Source organism: Bacillus sp. FSL K6-1366 (assembly GCF_037976695.1).
In the GTDB taxonomy this organism is placed as follows: Bacteria; Bacillota; Bacilli; order Bacillales; family Bacillaceae; genus Bacillus; species Bacillus subtilis.
Genome location: NZ_CP150268.1, coordinates 3,141,862 through 3,159,429, shown reverse-complemented (window position 1 = coordinate 3,159,429; position 17,568 = coordinate 3,141,862). Strand labels below are relative to the sequence as shown.

Below are 17,568 nucleotides of genomic sequence, written 5' to 3'. Positions count from 1 at the left end.
TATTTTTACTCTATGCAGCCTGAGTTCGCAGTGTGTCATTAACGCAAAGAAAAAGCCGCACAAATTGTGCGGCTTTTTTTATTTATTCAGCGTTAGGGAATACGCGCTGTACAGTTTGTGTAAATTCATCAAATAATCCGGCGATTGGGTCACCATTTTGAATACGTTTTCCATATCCTTGCATACGCTCTACAAAATCAGGGTTAGCTGAAACGTAAACATTATCAATGTTTTTGTCAGTAGATCTTACCTTTTTGGCTATTTTTTTCTTCAGATTGTTTTCTACTGCACCTTTATTTCCATTGGTTAAAACGACTGCAACGTAGGCTTGATTTCCAGCCACAATGATATCGGCATGCTTTACTTCTTTTAGGTCTGTTACTTTATCAGCTGCTTCATCAGCAACCTCAAGTTTTCGGTCGTTTTTATTATCGTCATTTACACGATTGTTATTGACATTATCATTAACATTATTGTCAACGTTATCCCGATTGTTTACATTCCGCATATCGTCATTGGCCGGATTTCGATAATTTACGTTTCTTACATCATTATTATCACGTCTGCCCTCACCTTGGTCGGCTACACCGCAGCCAGTCATAAGCAAAGGGATAAGAAGCATAGACGCAAGGACTTGTTTTTTTCCAAACATGTGAATTCCTCCTTTATCACTTTACTTATAGGTTTTTCTAACTGGGTTTAATTATGCATGCAAATCTGGAGGAAATGCTTTCCCGGGAAATATAACGGTTAATTTGTCTAACGAGGGGGAAAATATGAATACACTGCAAAGGAGGGATCATGTTGTTCAACCAGCGAAGAGGAATCAGCCCCGCAGCATTGATCATAGGATCAACTATGCTTATTGCTGCATTATCACCTCAGATCCGCCAAAGAATCAGCGGGTTTATCACAGGACAAATGAACAGACGAAATTCAGAAAATAACACGTTTGATGCTTCTAATGTAGGAAACATGGTCAAACAAGCATTTAGCAGAAGCAGCGGTGATAACCAAGACCGTTCGCAACATCAAAGCCAGCGGCAAAATGGCCGTCAGCACCAGCACGCAGGACAGCAGCAACCACAGCATCAGCATACACAGTCTCAAACTAGGCAAACTGAGACACCCGCGAAAAAAAGACAGCCGCATTATGCTGAACCCATTCATTTTGAACAAAGCGCAATGAATGTCATGGACGACAACACGATGATGGAAATGCTGGAGGACTTAGAACCCGGCCGTTAAAAAAACGTGTAATCCTGTTGGATTACACGTTTTCATATGTTACGCTTCTTCAGCTTCAATCACTCTGGATTGATCATGAAATGCCCCTTGATCAATTTCCTTTGTGACCTTACTTGTAATAAGACCGGATGTCATGCTTCCGCTGACATTCAAAGCAGTACGCCCCATGTCGATTAACGGTTCAATTGAGATTAACAAACCGGCGAGCGCGACAGGCATGTTTAATGATGATAAAACAAGAAGCGCCGCGAATGTCGCTCCGCCGCCGACTCCGGCAACCCCGAAGGAGCTGATGGCAACGACTGCGATAACAGTGATAATAAACACCGGGTCAAATGGATTTTGGCCGACAGTCGGAGCAATCATCATCGCCAGCATCGCAGGATAAATGCCGGCACATCCATTTTGGCCGATCGAAAGACCGAACGAACCGGCAAAGTTTGCGATTCCCTCCGGTACACCCATGCTTCTCTGTGTTTTAATATTCAGCGGTAAAGCACCTGCGCTAGACCTTGACGTAAATGCAAATACAAGTACAGGCACCGCTTTTTTCAAATAAATCACCGGATTCAAGCCGCTGAACGTCAGCAGCAGCAAATGAATGATAAACATAGTGATTAACGCGGCATATGATGCAATCACGAACATGCCCAGTTTTAGAATGCTGTCAAGATCACTCGTTGCAATTGTTTTTGTCATGATGGCCAGCACCCCATAAGGCGTCAGTCTCAAAATGAGTGTGACAACACGCATGACAATGGCATAAACGGCATCAACCAGTTTTTTAAATGTTTCTGCCTGTTCCGGCTGTTTGTGTTTTACGCCGAGGAATGCCACTCCAAGGAAAGCGGCAAAAATAACGACAGCGATCGTTGAAGTCGGTCTAGCTCCCGTAAAATCTAAAAACGGGTTTCCAGGCAGCAGTTCAACAATCTGCTGCGGCAGCGTTTTCGCTGTCATATCCTCTGATTTCTGCTGAAGCTCCTGTCCCCGTGAAAGCTCTGTACTTCCTTGGTCAACCTGAATCGCCTGCAGATCAAATGAAAGCGCGGACGCGATACCGACAGCTGCAGCAACTGCTGTTGTTGCTACTAAAATCCCGATAATCAAACCGCTGATTTTCCCAAGATTTTTTGTCAGCTTCAGCTTTGTAAATGCGCCGAGAATCGAAATAAAGACGAGCGGCATGACAACCATCTGAAGCAATTTGACATATCCGCCCCCGGCAATATTAAACCAGTCGGCTGTTTGAATGACTATATTTGAAGTCGGGCCGTAAATCAGCTGAAGCGCAAATCCGAATACAATTCCCAGCCCCAGCGCAGTAAATACACGTTTAGAGAAGGAAACATGTTTTTTCTGCATAACAAAGAGCCCTAAGATAAGTAAAAATAAAATAAATACATGTAATACAACCAGTAAAGTCTCCAAAGCAGGTAAACTCTCCCTTCAAATTTTCTCATTTACTATATTACACTAATTCCGATGGGTCAAGTGCGAATTATTTTAACTTATCAATTCAAGTAAAAAAACCTTATATAATGCCTTTTTTGTTCTTTTCTTTCCCTTCCATCTTTAGTACCTTATATAAGGGTGATAATATTGCTGAAAGAACTGTTTGTAAATTTGACCATTTTAATCACATTTAATTATCTCTTCACCCACCTGTTTAAAGAAAGGCTAGTACATAAAAAAGACAGCATATCCTTTCAAGCTGTTAAGGGACTGGCCTGCGGTTTACTCGGGGTTATTCTGATGGTTTTTGGATTTACCTATCAGCATTCAATTATTGATCTTCGAAATATCCCTATTATGATTGCCGCTCTTTATGGAGGCTGGGTTTCAACGGCAACGGCCCTGGCCATGATCACTGCAGGCCGCTTGCTGATTACAATGAACACATCTGCACTATACTCGGTTATTATCATTTGTATCGCTGCCATCCCGTCACTCATTGTTTCTAGAAGAAAAAAAGTTCAACTAAAACATGCTTTCTATCTTTTAATAATCACAAATAGCTTGATCTCCTTTTCCTTTTATTTTCTTATAGATTTACATTCATACGAACTTCATTTGTATTTTTGGATCATATCAATAGCGGGCGGCATGCTCAGTTTATATATTATTGATCATGAAACAAATGCACATCTTCTTTTTAAACAATATAAGTTTCAGGCGCACTTTGACTTTTTAACAGGCGTGTATAACCGAAGAAAGTTTGAAGAAACCACAAAAGCTCTGTATCAGCAGGCGGCCGATACCCCGCATTTTCAATTTGCACTGATTTATATGGATATCGATCATTTTAAGACCATCAATGACCAATATGGCCATCATGAAGGAGATCAGGTGCTCAAAGAGCTGGGGTTACGTCTGAAGCAGAGCATCCGAAATACTGATCCTGCCGCTCGGATCGGCGGTGAAGAATTTGCCGTGCTCCTGCCGAACTGTTCTCTTGATAAAGCAGCCCGGATCGCTGAACGGATCAGGAGCACTGTAAGTGATGCACCGATTGTATTAACAAACGGCGACGAGCTTTCAGTTACGATATCACTAGGGGCCGCTCATTACCCCAATAATACGGAACAGCCAGGATCCTTGCCCATTCTTGCCGATCAAATGCTTTACAAAGCGAAAGAAACGGGACGGAACAGAGTGTGTTTTTCAGAAAAAAAAGAATGAATTCAATGTTCGAATTCATTCTTCCAATCTGAAAGACGTTTCAAAGGCAGAAAAGCCGGGACAAGATCTCCCTGATATTCTTTTTCTATAAATGCCGCTGTATCATCTGCTTGATAAAGCTCAAGAATAGTTTGCAGCGCTTCCCGATCTTGATCCTCCGCTCTGACAACAATCAAATTCATCTCTTCCTCAGACATGAGTCCGCCGCTCTTTAGGGTATGCTTTTTCGGGTTCAGGCCCGCTTTATTTGCTTCTGATGGTTTCATGACAAACACGTCGGCACCGCTCACTGCACCCTGTTGCCGGACAGCTTTTAATTTCAGGTGTCTCGGATTATCTTTAATCATATCAACTGAACCTGTTCCGTTAAATCCGTTTTTCAGCGTTAGCAAACCCGCTTCCTGGAGCACTGTAAGCGCCCCGCCAAAATCGAACGCTTTATCCGGAACAGAAACGACAGCTCCTCGCGGTATATCTTGGATTCGGTCATATCGTTTTGAATAAATGCCCATGGGCGTTATGTATGTCGTCCCGAGCGGCGTCAAATTAAGTTTGTATTTTTGGGTGAACGACTGAAAATATGAAATGGTTTGAAAGGCGTTGGCATCAATTTCTTTGTTAGCAAGTGCGATATCAGACTCCGCATAATCAGAAAAAGGGATCAGCTGAATATCCAGCCCTGCCTCTTCAGCCTTTTGAGCAATATAGTTCCATATTGCCCCGTCAGACTCAGCAATCCCGATTTTTATCGATTCATGTTCTGCAGACGGTGAACATGCAGTAAATGAATCGAGAAGAACAAGGACGAAACTGCATATAAGCCACTTTTTCATTGTGACCATACTCCTATCTATGTATTAGAGCATGCAAGCAATATCAGACATAAAAATCATACGCTCTCTTAGTTGATAAACGTTGTCATTTGTAATATTGATTAACTTTTACCTTACTCATATCCAATAAGGTTGTCAATTCCTATTACTTATCTTCCCAAAATGAAAGAATACTAAGGCAAACGTATGATCACATATCGAGAAAGCAGATGAATTTCCGCAAATAAATATCAAATTGAAAAATAAATATGGTATTTTCCGAAAAAAATTTCAATAAGCAGTTGTTTTTTCCGAAGATTACTGGTAGAGTAAAGGTAATTATTTTTGTTCGAACTATCTTTAAGAAGAAAGTTTTGTAAGAGTTTTCGTCTTGAAAGTTTGTTAAGAGCAAGAATAGTGAATTTAAGCGTTATGATCGCTTTAGGAGGAAATTTCATGTTAGAAGGTAAAGTAAAATGGTTCAACTCTGAAAAAGGTTTCGGATTCATCGAAGTAGAAGGTCAAGACGATGTATTCGTTCATTTCTCTGCTATTCAAGGCGAAGGCTTCAAAACTTTAGAAGAAGGCCAAGCTGTTTCTTTTGAAATCGTTGAAGGAAACCGCGGACCACAAGCTGCTAACGTTACTAAAGAAGCGTAAGCATAAATTGATATGAAAAACTGCAGGTGCAAACCTGCAGTTTTTATTTTGACAAAAAAGCTGTTTTGCATAAGCAAAACAGCTTTCTTTATTAGTTTGCAATATCCCGCTTCATGAAGATTCCGAAAGCAAGCAACAGGAAGATGATAAAGTAGATCGCTAGCATGACGAGAGAAAACGTCATAGTCATCCCTTTTATTAACGGTGTGCCATCCACATACTGAGTCAAGTCGACATTAGCAAACAATATATATTTTGCCCAGTCAAATTTCGCTGCAATAAATGCAGTTGCAGTCGTACCGGCAACCAACAAGAAGATGGAAAAACCAACCGCAAGAGAGCTGTTTCTGAATACCGCAGACAGCATAAACGCCATCGTCGCCACCATTAAAGCCGAGACGGATTCAGAAAGATACGTTGTGGCCAAATGCCCCATCATGTTTTGCTCAATGACATGGCCATCCTTATAGATTAAATGAATGTTCGCGGCGGTTTCACCACCCGTCCCGAAGAAGATTAACCCTAATAAAGTAGAACCGATAAATAAAATCAACAGCAATAGGAGCCCAAACAGGAGAACTGTAATATATTTGGACATCAAAATTTGAAAACGGCTGAGCGGCCGAATCATTAATAGCTTAATCGTTCCCCAATTAAATTCGTTCGCGACAATTCCGGCCGCGATGATAATAGTAAACAGACCGGTAAGGATGGTAAAGTTTGCCGAATCCGTTACATAAGACCATACCGTATAGCCCGTGTCACTAGGGATATTATGCTCGATGCGATAGTCGTTGAGTGTGATTGTTTCTTTATACCCATCTTTCAGTGAAGGATCTTCTTTGATTTCTTTCTTTAATTCGGCGTTTTGTGCTTGAAGTTCTTGTTTCCAATGGGAATTTGATTCACCAGCAGAAAAATGATTCGCCAAAAATGCAAATCCAACCATTGTCAGCCCCAGAATTCCGATCATCACCCATGTTCCGGCACGGCTGAAAATTTTGAGCCACTCATTATAAATCAAATTAAGCATGCTGAACCTCCTCTTTTGTTTCACCTGTCATTTCTAAGAAACGGTCCTCTAAAGATTTTGTTATGACCTTGACCTCATAAATACGGATTTGCTGCATCACCAGCAATTCAATAACCGCAGGGACTTCCTCTTTAGCCAGTTTGATTTCTACACCATTTGTCTTACTCAGCAAATCGTACTGATTTAAAACAGCAGCGGCTTCATTCGGCTGCTCAACCTGGAAGAAATATGTATCGTTCTCATCAATGTTTTCATCTTTTACATTTTGAATATCGATCAGCTTTCCTTTTTGCAGAATCGCAATTCGATCACACATCAGTTCCATTTCTGACAGCAGGTGGCTTGAAACGATGACAGCCATTCCTCTTTCTCGGGTCAGCTTCTTTAAATGATCTCTGATTTCTCTGATCCCCGCCGGATCAAGGCCGTTTGTCGGTTCATCCAGAATTAGCACTTTCGGATCATGCAAAAGGCATTGTGCCAAGCCAAGACGCTGTCTCATCCCCAGAGAATATGTTTTCACCTTGTCGTGGATTCTGTCTGTTAAACCGACCAGTTCAACAACTTCATCAATTTTTTCCTTCGTGACACCCTTGACCATCCTTGCGTATTGCTGGAGATTTTTATATCCGCTCAAAAATTTATACAGCTCGGGATTCTCAACGATCGCTCCGATATGCTTAATCGCCTTGGCATATTCTTTCGTAATTGATTGGCCGCAAATGAGGACATCACCTTTCGACAGCTTCATTAACCCCACTATCATCCGGATGGTTGTCGTTTTCCCAGCTCCATTTGGTCCCAAAAAACCGAATACCTCGCCTTCACGAATCGTAAAACTGAGATCATCAATGATCGTTCGGCCTCTGATGTTTTTAGTCACGTTTTTCAATTCCAACACTGTTTTCATCATATTCCTCCTCTTTCTAGCAAACTTCCATTTTTGATTTAAACCATTGCAAAACAGACATGCCTTCCTGTTCACGAATATCTTCTACTTCACGCTGCGCAACTTTTTCTCCATTGGCGAGGATGATTACTTCGTCTAACAAAGTCTCAATTTCATCAATTTCATGTGTCGCGATCACGACAATCTGCTGCTCAAAATCAATGTACGACACAAGGCTGTTTACGATGGAATCCCTGACCATCGGATCAAGCCCGGAAAAAGGTTCATCAAGCAAGATGACGTCTGCCCGTCTCGCTAAAGCAAGAACGATTTTCAGCCGGCCCCGATTTCCTTTTGATAGCTTTTTGATCTTTTTTTCCGGATTCAGCTGCATCTCATTCAATAGCTTATAAGCCTGTTCTGTTTGAAAATCCGGAAACTGCGACTGATAAAAATTCACCATATCTTTAACAGTGAAATGCGGATAAAACATATCAAGCTCAGTAAGATAAGCCGTTTGACGCACCATTTCTCTCGTAACCTGCTCTTCATCAACTTTCACAAATCCTGAAGTCGGAAACAGAAGGCCAGCCATCATTTTCAGGGTCGTTGACTTGCCGCTGCCGTTCGGTCCGATCAGGCCATAAATCCGTCCGGATGATAGGGTGATTGACACATCATTGACGGCCGTATGGCGGCCGTATTTTTTTGATACATGTTCTAGCTTGATTTTCATTTTAGCCTCCCTCTGTGAATGTTTTAATCCCTTCTAACATTTCCTCTTTCGTTAGCCCCAGCTCTTTCATTTGCTTGACAAAGCCTTCCAGCACCTCTCGTGTCAGCTTGTCTTTCAGCTCGTCTACGATTTCTGCTTTTTCCGCAATAAACGTCCCTTGACCTCTTCTTGTCTCCACAATACCCAGCCTTTCCATCTCACTGTAAGTTCTTTGAATTGTATTGGGATTTACTTTAGTTTGAATCGCCATTTCTCTTACTGAAGGAAGCTTGTCTCCTGGGAGCAGCTCCTTCCTGACCAGCCTATAAAAGATCTGATCAGCGATCTGCAGATAAATCGGTTTCGAGGATTGGAATTGATTGTCCATATTTACACCTCTACTTTACGATCAAGCAGTTTTGAAGCCATGATGAGCAGCAAGAATGTGATGACTATAGCAATAGGAAACCCTAGCACAGACAGATGGATAGGTTTTAGTTCCAATCTCCAAACATTGTGGAAGTGGAAATCAAAATTGCAATAGACTGTTACAGGCCAGAAATGCTTTTGAGATTCAACCAAAGGGCTTATGATGTATTCATCGAAGAATAACCACATTGCGACCAACAGAACCATCGCAGCCCACCGCATTCCGCGCCAATTTCTGAGAGAGTGAAAAACAGTCCAAAACACAATGACTGTTACTGACATATCTAACGAAGAAATAAGCCCATACATATTCAGCAAAGCCACTGTACTCGTTATATCAACTTGATGCTCCAGCAGATTTTTTACAGAGAGCATATGATACATCCATATGCCATAGGCTGTTAATGCCAACTGAATCACAAATTGATAGAGCAAAGATGCTGCCAATTTAGAAGAAAACAGCCATAAGCCGCCATTTGGATTGTACAGCCAAAGCTGTGATTTCCCTTCCTTGCGAAGGTGATAAAAAACAAAAACAGGAGATAAGAAAAGCAGAAAAAAAGCAACTGCAACAAAAAAACCAAAAATGACTAGAGGTTCTTTCGTGCGAGAAGCTATAATATGGCCTGTTCCCAATAAGAAAATGATTCCGCATATCCATACTAGCAGCCACATTCTTGAAAGCTTGATATCTTTCTTTAATAAACCTAAAAAAGAATTCATGTCTTTACCTCCCGGAAAAAATCCTCGGTGTATGAGTAACATAGTACACTAGATCAAGGTGGAATACAACATATTCCATGGATTTATTTGATAAAAACATAATTGATGGAAACAGCAAAAAAGGCAAACCCGCATGAGTAAACGGATTTGCCTTTTTCATTACTTTTTCTTATTTTTCATAGAGAGCAGCGCATCACGATAGCTGCGGTCCTGCATTTTGTCACTTTCCTCAGTGACCTCTTCTTCTGCATGAACTTCATCAGAATGCTTAAACTTTTGCAGCGCCTGCCTGTAAATATCATCACCCATTGTGTCACGCTTCTCTTTTGGAGAATCGTTTTTGACAACGGATGGCGTATGCTCGGCAGCCCTTGCTTCAGCAGGGTAATGCGCTTCGTTTTTCTCCTCTTCTGGAGGTGCGATTCTATCGGTTGCTTCTTGCTTCTCAGGTCCAGGTGAGGCGTTGCGGACGTTAAATGTAATAAGGGCCGCAATGACAATGACAGCAGCAATTATTGCTATAATAATGGCCATTTCAACCTCTCCTTACTGTCCTGCTGTTAGGTTTCCTGTGACTTGGCTGACACGTCTTCCCAACGCGCGTCCAAGCTGAATACCTTCCTCAGACATTAACTCATCACTGTCTACCGGACAAGTGACACCTGCTCCGTAATAAGAGCCATAAAGTGCGTTTTCAGGCACGTTGCCAGGCAGTCCGACAACGATCATGCCTTGGTGGAACATCGGCGTGATTAAATTGTGCATTGTCATTTCCAAGCCGCCGTGTGTCGTTGCCGTTGTGCAGAAGACAGCACCGACTTTGTTGATCAGCTCGCCTTCAGCCCACAAGTAGCCAAGTCTGTCGATCCAAGTTTTAAGACCGGAGCTGATTGTTCCGAAATGCCCTGGGCATCCCCAAATAATCGCATCCATATCTTTAAGCTTGCGGATATCAGCCTGATCTACATGGTCGATGAACACTTCAGCCGTGTCGTTTTCTCTCGCGCCTTCAGCAATCGCTTCTGCAAGCACTTTAGTATGTTCGCCTTCACTATCATACACTACATAAATTTTCATTCAGGAAACCTCCCTTTACAGATTAAGATTCCTTAGCTTCTTTTGGAGCAGGAAGTAATGAAAGCTCCTCTTTTTTCTTCTTACGCAATTTATCTTTTCTGACGTCACGCAGGAAGATACTTAAAATCAAACCTGCTACACAGAATAAGGTTGCCCACATAAAGGCATCATTTATCCCCATGACATTGGAATCGAGTGATGCGTGTTTATAAATATGTGAGTACACATATGTTTTCGCCGTATCATAAGACACATTCATATTCACCATTAAATTCGAAACTGCATTTTGGAACGCATGGAGGAAGTTCGGGTCCGCCGTGCTTGTTTTATCTGCAATTTGTGAATAATGGAATGTCGTCCGGTTTGTATAAATCGTCGTAATTAAACTTGTTCCGATTGATCCGCTGATTTGGCGAAGCGTGTTGCTCATCGCCGTTCCGTGGCTGTTCAGACGGGCAGGAAGCTGGTTCATCCCGGCTGTCATGACTGGCATCATTAAGAGAGACATACCAAATGCACGAATTGAATAGATCAGCATGATGTGTGTATATGGTGTATCAATTGTCAATTGCGTGTATTGATACGTTGTTACCACTGTCACGAGAAGCCCGATAATCGCAAGCGGTCTCGGTCCGAATTTATCGAACAAAATACCTGAGATCGGTGACATAATCAGCATAACGATCGCACCCGGAAGCAGAAGCAGACCGGATTGAAGCGCCGTAAAGCCGACCAGGTTTTGCAGATAAATCGGTAAAAGGAACATACCAGTGTAAAGTGCCACTGTAATAATGATATTAATGACACTCGAGAGTGAGAAAATGTCATATTTAAACACTCTGAAATCAAGCATCGGATCATCATGACGCAATTGCTGAACCACAAAAGCAACAATTGCAATGGCTCCGATAATAACTGTAGACAATACAATCGGGTCGGTCCAGCCGTCAGATCCGGCTTCACTGACTCCGTATAATAAGGAAGCGAATCCGACAATCGAGAGGATTGCGCCAAGAGTATCGAGTTTGATTTTTTGCGGCTCCACCATATTTTTAAAGATGAAGAAAGCCACAATGATAACAATTGCGCCGATCGGCACAAGTCCGTAAAACATAATGCGCCATGTATAATGCTCAATAATCCACCCGGAAAGAGTCGGGCCGACCGCTGGAGCAAACATCATCGCTAGCCCGAAAATCCCCATTCCTTTCCCCCTGCTTTCAGGCGGGAAAATTAACAGAATGGTTGTCATAACGAGCGGCTGCAAGATACCTCCGCCCACGGCCTGAATCAAACGGCCGATCAGCATTGTAGAGAAGTTAGGTGCGATACCGCAGACTAACGTACCGAGCGTAAAACAAAACATCGCGACGAGAAAGAGACTCCGCTGGCCAAATCGTGTAATCAGGAAAGCAGATAACGGAATCAATACACCGTTAACAAGCATGTAACCTGTTGTCAGCCACTGAATCGTCGTTGCACTTACGCCAAATTCAGTCATTAAGTGCGGCATTGCAACATTAAGCAGTGTTTGGTTTAGGATTGCCAAAAATAAACCCGCCATTAGCACAATCAGCAATGACATAGGGTTTTTTGCATTTTTTTCTTTGCCTGTAGCCATCTAAGACAACCTCCTTTCATGGTTTGATGACTGATCTGTTTTACTCAGAAATTTTAACAGATGCATTCATTCCAGGAAGCACCTTATCAGATGGGTTTTTGATTGAAATTTTCACAGGAATTTTTTGTGTTACTTTTGTGTAGTTTCCGCTTGAATTTGTAGATGGAAGCATATCAAAAGTTGAGTTAGTCGCATAGCCAATTTCTTCTACAGTACCGTCAAATGTTGTATCAGGGTCTCCGTCAACTACTACGTCTACACTATTTCCTACTTCAATATCCGCAATATCTGTTTCTTTAATATTTGCTGTGATGTATAGGTTGTCCATGTCAATCGTTTGTGCAATTGTTGTACCAGCTTGTACGGTTTGTCCGTTTTTCACTTCGTTTTTCACAATTGTGCCATCCATAATGGATTTTACGTCAACAGTTTGTTCACCTTTGATTTTTGCAACTGTGTCGCCTTTTTTCACTGTTTTTCCTTCGTCCAGATCCCAGTCAGATACTTTACCTGCTGCTGGAGCAGTAATAGCAGCCATATCGCCCGCTACTTTTGCTTCATCTGTTTTTACGTAGTTTGTGCTTTGATAATAGTAGTAAGCACCTCCAGCTATAATTGCAAGAACAACAATCAAACCGATAATGTTGGTCAGAATTAAACGTCCTCTGTTCATTTTGTTTTCTCCTTTCGTTTCATCCTCTATCATTTTGCGGAAAGCTGGTGAAAATATGTGAGAAGTTTTTAATTACCGCTTTTTTCTGAACAGCCTTCAGCAAGCTTCGTTAAGCTTCCGGCTAGTTTGCGCAAATACTGCAGCTGGGAGGTATCAAGCTTTTGGTACAAGCCAGCACCCATTTTTGCATATTGCACAGCGGCTTTTTCTATCAGTTCTTCCCCCTCTTCGGTTAACTGAATCATGACGATACGGCGGTCATCCGGACTGTCATATCGATTCATCAATTGGCGCTTATACAGAATATCTGTCATCCGCGTCACAGAAGCAGGCTTAAGATCAAGCGACATTGCCAGCTTGCTTAGCGGGGTGCTTCCGCTTTGATGAATTTTAAACATCAGCAAATATTGAAGGACTGTAATATCAAAAGGCTCAAGCACAATCTCCAATATCTTCTTCTGTTTTTTATATATCGCCCGAGACGTATCGAAGAGCTGTTCAAAAGTGAGCAAAGCACGTTCTGATTCAGTCAACTCCTTTTCACCTCATTCCTCAATAATAGTTCACAAGATAAAATATTAATAAATGAAAGAAGATTTGTCAAAGGAAAAATTTCTTTTTCTCCCGTATTTTTTTCGCAAGCGTTTTCTTGCTTTTATTAAATAAAAAAAAGCCCTGAAATGGGCTTTTCATTACGAAAATTGATGGCTTACACCAGACTCTTCATTTCTGAAAAAGTTCTTTAGAGCCTGAAAAACATCAGATTTCTGTTTTAAAATATAGTACTTAAATTTCTCATCTTTTACATTTTTATATGCAGACATTAACGTTGAATGCCTGTTGTACTGATTGACCTCGCCGTAGCAAAACAGATTGGCCTTCTTCATAATATCATTGACCAGCTTCACACAGCGCGCGTTATCAGATGTCAGGTTGTCACCGTCAGAAAAATGAAACGGGTAAATGTTATAGCGGGCGGGATTGTACTTTTCATCAATAAGCTCAAGCGACTTCCGATATACGGAAGAACAAATTGTTCCGCCGCTTTCTCCCTTTGAGAAAAAATCCTCCTCCGAGACCACTCTTGCTTCTGTATGATGGGCAATAAATTCAATTTCCACAGTCTCGTATTTTGTCCGCAAAAAACGGGTCATCCAGAAAAAGAAGCTTCTGGCCATGTATTTTTCCCAAACCCCCATACTGCCGCTTGTATCCATCATTGCTAAAACGACGGCTTTTGATTCGGGCTTTGTGATGTCATTCCACGTCTTATATTTCAGGTCCTCCGGATATATTGGATAGAACGACGGTTTTCCTGACATTGCGTTTCGTTTAAAGGCTGACATCATCGTTCTTTTCTTATCAATATTACCGGTTAACCCTGTTTTACGGATATCATTAAACTCGATATCTGTATGAATGATATTGTCCCGCTCTTTTTGCTGGAGATTCGGAAGCTCTAATTCTTTAAAAAGCGCTTCTTCTAAATCCATTAATGAAACTTCCGCTTCATAATAATCCTCGCCTGCCTGATCACCGGCACCCTGCCCTTTTCCAGGCCCTTGTTTTTTGTCTGAACCATCCCGGGCCACAACATCTCCAACCTGGCTCTCGCCGTCTCCTTGCCCTACATGTTTATTTTTATCATAGTTATAACGGATTTTATACTCATCAAGTGAACGGATTGGGATCTTCACTACATCTTTTCCATTAGACATAATAATGCTTTCCTCAGTTACGAGGTCCGGAAGATTGTTTTTGATCGCTTCCTGCACTTTTTTCTGGTGGCGCTGCTGGTCATCGAAGCCTTTGCGATGGAGGGACCAGTTTTCCTCAGAAATCAAAAAATGGCCGCTGTCATTTTGGGACATGAATTCCCCTCCTTAACCATTTGTGGTCGTGATACATACGTATTCCGGCTTGTGCCAGATTATGAAACAAGTCTTTTGAAAAGATTTATATTCATCATATGCACATATGCATGTTTAATTGACAAACTATTTAGAAAATGGGACAAAATAACCCGCCCTATTCGGACGGGTCACGTTGCTTATCGGTTCAGCAGGCTGCCGACATATTTCAGCAGCTCATTGGCGCTCGTCGAGTTGTAGCCGTGCTCATCAATTAAACGGGCCACGACTTCATTTACCTTTTTCAGCTGCTGCTCATCCGGCGTTTTTGTTGAGGTCGTAATTTTAACGACATCCTTCAGATCAGCAAACAGCTTTTTCTGAATAGCTTCACGCAGTCTTTCATGGGAATTGTAATCAAACCGCTTGCCTTTTCTCGCATAGGCTGAGATGCGGATTAAAATTTCTTCGCGGAACGCTTTTTTGGCGTTTTCCGAAATGCCGATCTGCTCTTCGATGGATCTCATCAGCTTTTCGTCAGGGTTCATTTCCTCTCCTGTCAAAGGATCACGAAGCTTGTTTTTATTGCAATAGGCCTCTACGTTATCGAGGTAATTGTCCATAAGTGTTTTTGCTGATTCTTCATATGAATACACAAACGCTTTTTGAACTTCCTTTTTCGCAATGTCGTCATATTCCTTGCGGGCGGCAGAAATAAAATTCAAATACCGCTCCCTGTCCTCGCTTGAAATTGATGGGTGCTGATCAAGACCTTCTTTTAAGGAGCGAAGGACATCGAGAGAATTAATCGATTCCATATTTTTTCTGATAATCGTTGAAGAAATCCGGTTGATCACGTACCGCGGATCAATGCCGCTCATGCCTTCATCATTATATTCTTTTTTCATATCCTCAACGTCGACAGAATTATATCCTTCCACACTTTCTCCATCATACAGTCTCATTTTCTTGACCAGATCAATATCCGACCGCTTCGGCTCTTTTAACCGGGTAAGGATTGAGAACATCGCGGCGACCTTCAACGTATGCGGGGCAATATGAACATCCGCCACATCGCTTTCTGCAATCATTTTTTCATAAATTCTCTCTTCCTCAGACACTTTTAAATTATAAGGAACCGGCATCACGATGATTCTTGAGTGCAGGGCTTCATTCTTTTTATTAGAAATAAATGAGCGATACTCCGTTTCATTCGTGTGAGCCACGATCAGCTCATCAGCAGAAATTAACGCAAACCGCCCAGCTTTAAAATTCCCTTCCTGTGTCAAGGAAAGCAAATGCCAGAGAAATTTCTCATCACATTTCAGCATCTCCTGAAACTCCATCATCCCGCGGTTCGCTTTATTCAGCTCTCCGTCAAACCGGTAAGCACGCGGATCTGATTCTGAACCGTACTCGGCGATTGTTGAGAAATCAATACTCCCCGTCAAATCGGCAATATCCTGAGATTTCGGATCAGAGGGACTGAATGTTCCAATTCCCGTACGCTTATCTTCTGAAAAGAAGATGCGCTCCACCTTCACATCCTCAATTCTTCCTCCGTACTCTTCCTCCAGCCTCATGACATTTAAAGGAGAAAGACTTCCTTCTATTCTAATGCCGTATTCCCTGTAAAAGTCATCGCGTAAATGATGGGGGATTAAATGTAGAGGGTCCTCGTGCATCGGGCAGCCTTTAATCGCATATACAGCGCCATTATCTGTCAGCGTGTACGCTTCGAGACCTTTTTTAAGCATTGTGACCAGCGTGGATTTACCGCCGCTCACAGGCCCCATCAGCAATAGAATCCGCTTTCTGACATCTAGACGTTTGGCAGCCGGATGAAAATACTCTTCCACAAGACGCTCCAGAGATTCTTCAAGCCCGAACAGCTCGCGGTCAAAAAAACTGTACTTCTTGCGTCCGTCAATCTCCTCTATCCCGCTGTCTTTTATCATATTAAAAACTCGAGAATGAGCAGATTGCGCGACCATCGGATTTTCTTTAATAATCTCCAAATAATCGGCGAAAGTTCCTTCCCATTTCAGCCGCTGCTCTTCCTCTCTGTACTTTTCAATTTTCTTTAATATATCCATAAGGACCTCCTCTATCATGTTTGATACACTATGCAAATAAGGTACTTTGATACAATCTATGCCGCCATCCCGTGATACATGCTTTGGTTTCTTAAAAATAAAGATACTTATACATCGTTGACAAGGCAGACCGCGACCGTTCATAATAAAGAAAAATACAGAATCATCCAGACTCGGACAGCACGGAAAAATTGAAGAGGGGGAGAGACGGTGAAAACAATCATCATGATGGGTGTCATTGTCACTTTTTTAGTATCAATTTTTACCGCAGGATACGAAAGCAAGCCTGGAAAAGAATAAAAAAGGGTGCTCCTGAAAGAGCACCCTTTTTGTATAACAGAACAATGTTTTACAGTTTTGTTTTTTCTTTAATCTGTGAATGCGGATCGCATTCATATTTGTTTTCGTACTCAATTGTTCCGATACTGCATCCCGGCCCGATGATCACTTCTTTTCCCCTGACGACTGCCGCTTCGGTATTCTCCAAATAAACCCGATCGCCTTCTATGACATCGGCGATCAGCTTCACTTTCTTCCGATAAAAAAAACTCGCGCGTCTTTTCACTGTAATTGTTGTTCCGCCGATTTCCTGCACATGGCTTATATCATGGCTCAATCCCAGCTTGATCTCACCCGAATTTAATAACCCCGATACATCAACACAGCCTGTGACATGGAACATTTCTGTTTCACAATCACCTTTTACGCTAAGCTTCCCTTTCACATCGCAGGATTCTCCAGTCATATTCCCGCCAATTTCAGTCTGGCCTTTCAGATTGAATCGATCAAATTGAAGTGAGCCGCTGACTTTCATTGTCCCATATATATTGATTTTGCCGGCTGTCAGATCGCCTTTACATTCACTTTCTCCGAGCACACGCAGCCGCTCAGTCTCTGCTTTTCCGAGAAAAAGGCCCGTTCCGTATATGCGGCAGCCTACAGCAGACAGCCCTTCTCCAACTACACCTTCTCCTTTGATGCTGACATTGTGATACGCGCCTCCTGCGGCATGCCCAGCGCCATATAATTTTAAATTTCCCAGTTTTGTTGTCTCCATTAC

The 17,568-nt window shown here is 42.1% G+C and carries 20 protein-coding genes; 3 read left to right on the top strand and 17 right to left on the bottom strand.

What is annotated here, in order from left to right; translation table 11 throughout:
• Positions 1 to 82 precede the first annotated feature (82 nt).
• Positions 83 to 652, bottom strand: coding sequence for a YhcN/YlaJ family sporulation lipoprotein (locus MHI44_RS16540; protein ID WP_015252489.1), 570 nt, complete (start codon positions 650 to 652; stop codon positions 83 to 85).
• Between the two features lie 149 nt (positions 653 to 801).
• Between MHI44_RS16540 and MHI44_RS16535 the strand changes: the two genes are divergently transcribed.
• Positions 802 to 1,248: a hypothetical protein gene (locus MHI44_RS16535; protein ID WP_015252490.1), complete on the top strand. Its 447-nt coding sequence runs from the start codon at positions 802 to 804 to the stop codon at positions 1,246 to 1,248.
• Positions 1,249 to 1,287: 39 nt separating this feature from the next.
• Here the strand turns inward: MHI44_RS16535 and tcyP are convergent, their stop codons facing one another.
• Complete coding sequence (gene tcyP / locus MHI44_RS16530) at positions 1,288 to 2,679, bottom strand: L-cystine transporter TcyP (protein WP_003244685.1); 1,392 nt, start codon at positions 2,677 to 2,679, stop codon at positions 1,288 to 1,290.
• Between the two features lie 171 nt (positions 2,680 to 2,850).
• Here tcyP and dgcK point away from each other — a divergent pair, with 171 nt between their 5' ends.
• Complete coding sequence (dgcK, locus tag MHI44_RS16525; RefSeq protein ID WP_015252491.1) at positions 2,851 to 3,930, top strand: diguanylate cyclase DgcK; 1,080 nt, start codon at positions 2,851 to 2,853, stop codon at positions 3,928 to 3,930.
• 2 nt (positions 3,931 to 3,932) lie between these two features.
• On the opposite strand, the gene MHI44_RS16520 is transcribed toward dgcK, so the two are convergent.
• Positions 3,933 to 4,763 (bottom strand): MetQ/NlpA family ABC transporter substrate-binding protein, encoded by an 831-nt coding sequence (locus MHI44_RS16520; protein ID WP_339202442.1) that lies wholly within the window; start codon positions 4,761 to 4,763, stop codon positions 3,933 to 3,935.
• Positions 4,764 to 5,198: 435 nt separating this feature from the next.
• Here MHI44_RS16520 and cspB point away from each other — a divergent pair, with 435 nt between their 5' ends.
• The gene (gene cspB, locus MHI44_RS16515; protein WP_003224086.1) at positions 5,199 to 5,402 is read left to right on the top strand and encodes a cold shock-like protein CspB; all 204 of its coding nucleotides are present in this window, start codon (positions 5,199 to 5,201) and stop codon (positions 5,400 to 5,402) included.
• Positions 5,403 to 5,493: 91 nt separating this feature from the next.
• Here the strand turns inward: cspB and MHI44_RS16510 are convergent, their stop codons facing one another.
• The 14 genes from MHI44_RS16510 to MHI44_RS16445 all read right to left on the bottom strand — a co-directional run bounded on the left by MHI44_RS16510 (position 5,494) and on the right by MHI44_RS16445 (position 17,565).
• Positions 5,494 to 6,435: an ABC transporter permease gene (locus MHI44_RS16510; RefSeq protein ID WP_003233421.1), complete on the bottom strand. Its 942-nt coding sequence runs from the start codon at positions 6,433 to 6,435 to the stop codon at positions 5,494 to 5,496.
• Positions 6,428 to 7,345, bottom strand: coding sequence for an ABC transporter ATP-binding protein (locus MHI44_RS16505; protein ID WP_144482651.1), 918 nt, complete (start codon positions 7,343 to 7,345; stop codon positions 6,428 to 6,430). Before MHI44_RS16505 ends, MHI44_RS16510 begins: the two co-directional genes overlap by 8 nt.
• A gap of 16 nt (positions 7,346 to 7,361) precedes the next feature.
• The gene (locus tag MHI44_RS16500) at positions 7,362 to 8,060 is read right to left on the bottom strand and encodes an ABC transporter ATP-binding protein (protein ID WP_144482640.1); all 699 of its coding nucleotides are present in this window, start codon (positions 8,058 to 8,060) and stop codon (positions 7,362 to 7,364) included.
• Between the two features lies 1 nt (position 8,061).
• The gene (locus MHI44_RS16495) at positions 8,062 to 8,427 is read right to left on the bottom strand and encodes a GntR family transcriptional regulator (RefSeq protein WP_003233424.1); all 366 of its coding nucleotides are present in this window, start codon (positions 8,425 to 8,427) and stop codon (positions 8,062 to 8,064) included.
• Between the two features lie 2 nt (positions 8,428 to 8,429).
• A complete protein-coding gene (locus MHI44_RS16490) occupies positions 8,430 to 9,191 on the bottom strand; it encodes a hypothetical protein (protein WP_003245465.1) in 762 nt (253 codons plus the stop codon).
• Positions 9,192 to 9,195: 4 nt separating this feature from the next.
• On the bottom strand, positions 9,196 to 9,351 hold the full coding sequence (locus tag MHI44_RS16485) for a hypothetical protein (RefSeq protein ID WP_003233426.1): 156 nt from the start codon (positions 9,349 to 9,351) through the stop codon (positions 9,196 to 9,198).
• Complete coding sequence (locus MHI44_RS16480; protein WP_003233427.1) at positions 9,351 to 9,725, bottom strand: hypothetical protein; 375 nt, start codon at positions 9,723 to 9,725, stop codon at positions 9,351 to 9,353. The genes MHI44_RS16485 and MHI44_RS16480 overlap by 1 nt, the downstream gene beginning before the upstream one ends.
• Before the next feature lie 12 nt (positions 9,726 to 9,737).
• Positions 9,738 to 10,268 carry an NAD(P)H-dependent oxidoreductase gene (locus MHI44_RS16475; RefSeq protein WP_015252498.1) on the bottom strand — a complete coding sequence of 177 codons (531 nt, stop codon included), beginning with the start codon at positions 10,266 to 10,268 and terminating at the stop codon, positions 9,738 to 9,740.
• 22 nt (positions 10,269 to 10,290) lie between these two features.
• Positions 10,291 to 11,889: an MFS transporter gene (locus tag MHI44_RS16470; RefSeq protein ID WP_003233429.1), complete on the bottom strand. Its 1,599-nt coding sequence runs from the start codon at positions 11,887 to 11,889 to the stop codon at positions 10,291 to 10,293.
• A 40-nt stretch (positions 11,890 to 11,929) separates the two neighbouring features.
• Complete coding sequence (locus MHI44_RS16465; RefSeq protein WP_014476241.1) at positions 11,930 to 12,595, bottom strand: HlyD family efflux transporter periplasmic adaptor subunit; 666 nt, start codon at positions 12,593 to 12,595, stop codon at positions 11,930 to 11,932.
• Between the two features lie 35 nt (positions 12,596 to 12,630).
• A complete protein-coding gene (locus MHI44_RS16460; RefSeq protein WP_003233431.1) occupies positions 12,631 to 13,095 on the bottom strand; it encodes a MarR family transcriptional regulator in 465 nt (154 codons plus the stop codon).
• 159 nt (positions 13,096 to 13,254) lie between these two features.
• Positions 13,255 to 14,433, bottom strand: coding sequence for a sporulation protein YhbH (gene yhbH, locus MHI44_RS16455; protein ID WP_003233432.1), 1,179 nt, complete (start codon positions 14,431 to 14,433; stop codon positions 13,255 to 13,257).
• 179 nt (positions 14,434 to 14,612) lie between these two features.
• Complete coding sequence (gene prkA, locus MHI44_RS16450) at positions 14,613 to 16,508, bottom strand: serine/threonine protein kinase PrkA (protein WP_003233433.1); 1,896 nt, start codon at positions 16,506 to 16,508, stop codon at positions 14,613 to 14,615.
• A 349-nt stretch (positions 16,509 to 16,857) separates the two neighbouring features.
• Positions 16,858 to 17,565 (bottom strand): polymer-forming cytoskeletal protein, encoded by a 708-nt coding sequence (locus tag MHI44_RS16445; protein ID WP_041851047.1) that lies wholly within the window; start codon positions 17,563 to 17,565, stop codon positions 16,858 to 16,860.
• Positions 17,566 to 17,568: the final 3 nt, after the last annotated feature.

Excerpts from the sequence above, each read along its gene's own strand:
- MHI44_RS16510 (WP_003233421.1), bottom strand. The coding sequence starts at position 6,435 with ATGCTTAATTTGATTTATAATGAGTGGCTCAAAATTTTCAGCCGTGCC.
- yhbH (WP_003233432.1), bottom strand. The coding sequence starts at position 14,433 with ATGTCCCAAAATGACAGCGGCCATTTTTTGATTTCTGAGGAAAACTGG.
- MHI44_RS16465 (WP_014476241.1), bottom strand. The coding sequence starts at position 12,595 with ATGATAGAGGATGAAACGAAAGGAGAAAACAAAATGAACAGAGGACGT.
- MHI44_RS16500 (WP_144482640.1), bottom strand. The coding sequence starts at position 8,060 with ATGAAAATCAAGCTAGAACATGTATCAAAAAAATACGGCCGCCATACG.
- MHI44_RS16505 (WP_144482651.1), bottom strand. The coding sequence starts at position 7,345 with ATGAAAACAGTGTTGGAATTGAAAAACGTGACTAAAAACATCAGAGGC.
- MHI44_RS16485 (WP_003233426.1), bottom strand. The coding sequence starts at position 9,351 with ATGAAAAAGGCAAATCCGTTTACTCATGCGGGTTTGCCTTTTTTGCTG.
- prkA (WP_003233433.1), bottom strand. The coding sequence starts at position 16,508 with ATGGATATATTAAAGAAAATTGAAAAGTACAGAGAGGAAGAGCAGCGG.
- cspB (WP_003224086.1), top strand. The coding sequence starts at position 5,199 with ATGTTAGAAGGTAAAGTAAAATGGTTCAACTCTGAAAAAGGTTTCGGA.
- MHI44_RS16470 (WP_003233429.1), bottom strand. The coding sequence starts at position 11,889 with ATGGCTACAGGCAAAGAAAAAAATGCAAAAAACCCTATGTCATTGCTG.
- MHI44_RS16490 (WP_003245465.1), bottom strand. The coding sequence starts at position 9,191 with ATGAATTCTTTTTTAGGTTTATTAAAGAAAGATATCAAGCTTTCAAGA.
- MHI44_RS16475 (WP_015252498.1), bottom strand. The coding sequence starts at position 10,268 with ATGAAAATTTATGTAGTGTATGATAGTGAAGGCGAACATACTAAAGTG.
- MHI44_RS16535 (WP_015252490.1), top strand. The coding sequence starts at position 802 with ATGTTGTTCAACCAGCGAAGAGGAATCAGCCCCGCAGCATTGATCATA.
- MHI44_RS16540 (WP_015252489.1), bottom strand. The coding sequence starts at position 652 with ATGTTTGGAAAAAAACAAGTCCTTGCGTCTATGCTTCTTATCCCTTTG.
- MHI44_RS16480 (WP_003233427.1), bottom strand. The coding sequence starts at position 9,725 with ATGGCCATTATTATAGCAATAATTGCTGCTGTCATTGTCATTGCGGCC.
- MHI44_RS16495 (WP_003233424.1), bottom strand. The coding sequence starts at position 8,427 with ATGGACAATCAATTCCAATCCTCGAAACCGATTTATCTGCAGATCGCT.
- MHI44_RS16520 (WP_339202442.1), bottom strand. The coding sequence starts at position 4,763 with ATGAAAAAGTGGCTTATATGCAGTTTCGTCCTTGTTCTTCTCGATTCA.
- MHI44_RS16445 (WP_041851047.1), bottom strand. The coding sequence starts at position 17,565 with ATGGAGACAACAAAACTGGGAAATTTAAAATTATATGGCGCTGGGCAT.